Origin of the sequence: Paenibacillus suaedae, assembly GCF_032337355.1 — a bacterium.
Lineage (GTDB): Bacteria > Bacillota > Bacilli > Paenibacillales > Paenibacillaceae > Paenibacillus_B > Paenibacillus_B suaedae.
On the sequence record NZ_JAVYAA010000017.1, the window covers coordinates 1 to 1,191 of the forward strand.

General features: G+C 39.3%; 1 rRNA gene. It reads left to right on the forward strand.

Annotated features, from left to right (window positions below):
- The first annotated feature begins 30 nt into the window (after positions 1 to 30).
- Positions 31 to 147, forward strand: a 5S ribosomal RNA gene (rrf, locus tag RQP50_RS29215).
- Positions 148 to 1,191 lie beyond the last annotated feature (1,044 nt).

The window sequence follows — 1,191 nt, forward strand, 5'->3', positions numbered from 1 at the left end:
TGAACTTCATATTGGCTTTAGCCAATGCTGTTTGGTGGCGATGGCGGAGGGGTTCCACGCGTACCCATCCCGAACACGACCGTTAAGCCCTCCAGCGCCGATGGTACTTGGACCGCAGGGTCCTGGGAGAGTAGGACGTCGCCAAGCAAAATAAAGTAGCCCACTGACCGTAATAAGTCGGTGGGTTATTTGTTGTCCACAAATCATCCACAATTACTAGCCTCATACGGGGATAACTGTTAATGACAATACAATATTGGTTATCCACAAGTGTATAAGTTGTTATTTCTGCTAGATTATAGCACTCCATCCACATCAAGCTGTTGATACTTCATTATATCCGGGGACAACTCCATTTTCTCTTATCAGGTATATCTGAAGTACCTAGGCTTCACTATTATTTCCTATGGAAATTCCAATGTTATTCACATATTCAAATGATGCGTTGCTTATTGACGCTTATTTCTGTAAATAGTCCAATGAGATCGGATAAAAGGTGAATTGTGTTCAATGAAGGGATACAACATAATTGATTATTTTAGACAATTGATCTGATTAGGATCGATGTCCTTTGGAGTAGTAGGGAAAGATTGATGGATTCATATATTGAACCTACCAATTTAGAAGACTCCCATTTATTGAACCTATAGACGACTGTCATTATATCCGTTCTATATGAGTATCTTTTGAATATGTACTTCCCTAACATATATCGGAGTCGTCGTTATCTATAGAAGGGAAGCTGTCCGTTATCATGTCTTTAGCAGCACCGTATCTAATTGAAGCCATTGTGGGATGCTAATCAATAATCAGTGACCATTCTCTTGGTGGCTATCCAGTATATGATATTCTGTTGTATCCCAAAAATGCGCTTGCGCATTTCTAAAGTATGTGGTATATTATTATTCCTGCCTCACTAAGAGGTGGGCAACAACAAATGAAAACAACTTAAAAACAAGTTGAAAAAAAGTTGTTGACTTCGGATTAACGAAGTGATAAGATATAAAAGTCGCCGCTGACAAAGTGGTGAGAAAAAGAAAGTAACTAAGAGATTGGTTGCTGACTGAAATTGTTCTTTGAAAACTGAACAACGAGCAACGTTTGTGAATGAGGTAGCAATACCTCGTCAAAAGATATGAGCAGTTCAAACTTAACTTTAACGGAGAGTTTGATCCTGGCTCAGGACGAACG